The sequence below is a fragment of the Acidisphaera rubrifaciens HS-AP3 genome (genome assembly GCF_000964365.1).
Lineage (GTDB): Bacteria > Pseudomonadota > Alphaproteobacteria > Acetobacterales > Acetobacteraceae > Acidisphaera > Acidisphaera rubrifaciens.
Window position 1 is genome coordinate 1 of sequence record NZ_BANB01000848.1, and the last position, 1,044, is coordinate 1,044.

At 75.1% G+C, this 1,044-nt stretch carries 2 protein-coding genes; both read right to left on the minus strand.

Annotated elements, in window-relative coordinates; genetic code table 11:
- Positions 1-99 precede the first annotated feature (99 nt).
- The gene (locus B8460_RS18430; RefSeq protein WP_048863084.1) at positions 100-636 is read right to left on the minus strand and encodes a c-type cytochrome; all 537 of its coding nucleotides are present in this window, start codon (positions 634-636) and stop codon (positions 100-102) included.
- On the minus strand, positions 633-1,044 hold a 412-nt coding region (locus tag B8460_RS18435), incomplete at its 5' end, for a DUF3341 domain-containing protein (protein WP_148360697.1). The genes B8460_RS18435 and B8460_RS18430, both read right to left, overlap by 4 nt.

Here is a 1,044-nt window from a genome sequence, read left to right on the forward strand (position 1 = left end):
CCCACGCCGCCAGCCACGCCGGCCACGCATCGCCGCGGCGGAACAGCAGCAGCGCCGCGCCCAGCACGACGCCCGCGCCGGCGGCGATGGCGGCGCGCCTCATTTCAACGCCTCCAGCCGCGCCCGGTCGGCCGGCGGCAGGCTTGCGACCACGGTGTTCTGGCTGCGCTGCAGGGCGCGGATATAGGCGACGATCGCCCAGCGGTCCGGCGGGTCGATGCGGTCGGCGAAGGGCGCCATCTCGCCGTATCCCTTGGTCATCGCGGCATAGAAGCGCGCCGCCGGCGCCTCGCGCAGCGGGCTCGCCGCGAAGGAGGTCGGGCCGGGAAAGCCGCGCTCGACGATCATGCCGTGCCCGTCGCCCGCCCGCCCGTGGCACGGCGCGCAGAAAATGTCGAACCGCTGGTGTCCGCGCGCCAGCAGCGCCGCGTCGATCACCGTGGGCGGCGCCGTGGGCGGCGGGCTCTCGCGCGCCACCGTCCCCGGCACCGGCGCGCGCATGCCGAGGCCGTCGGCGAAGAAGCGGCTGCGGTCCCAGGTCTGCACGCGGTTCTGCGTGTACATGTCCTGCCGCTTGCAGCCCGCGAGCGCGAGGGCGAGCAGCGCCGCCGCGAGCAGCAGCCCCCCGCCTCTCATCGCGGCACCCGGGTGACGCGCAGCGGCGCGTCGGCGAGGCCGGCGAACACCGCCTCCGCCATGGCGGCGTCGAAGCGGTCGTCGCGCGCCTCGATCGCGACGAAGAACCGGTCCTGCGTCGCCCGTGTCATGCCCTCGATGTTGAAGGCCGGATGGTTCAGGCGCGGCAGGCGCGACAGCACCAGCATCGCCAGCAGCGCGGCGATCGCGGCGGCGAGCATCGCGAACGACACGCTCGGCACCACGAAGGACGGCCACGAGAAACGCGGCCGCCCGCCGATGTCGAGCGGATAAGCGACCATCGACGCATAGGCGCAGAAGGCGAACATCGCCGCCCCGCCGAACAGCGCGCCGGCCACCGCGACGGGCGTCGCCGGACGCGGGCGCAGGCGCAGCGCCTCCTCCACG

Excerpts from the sequence above, each read along its gene's own strand:
- B8460_RS18430 (WP_048863084.1), bottom strand. The coding sequence starts at position 636 with ATGAGAGGCGGGGGGCTGCTGCTCGCGGCGGCGCTGCTCGCCCTCGCG.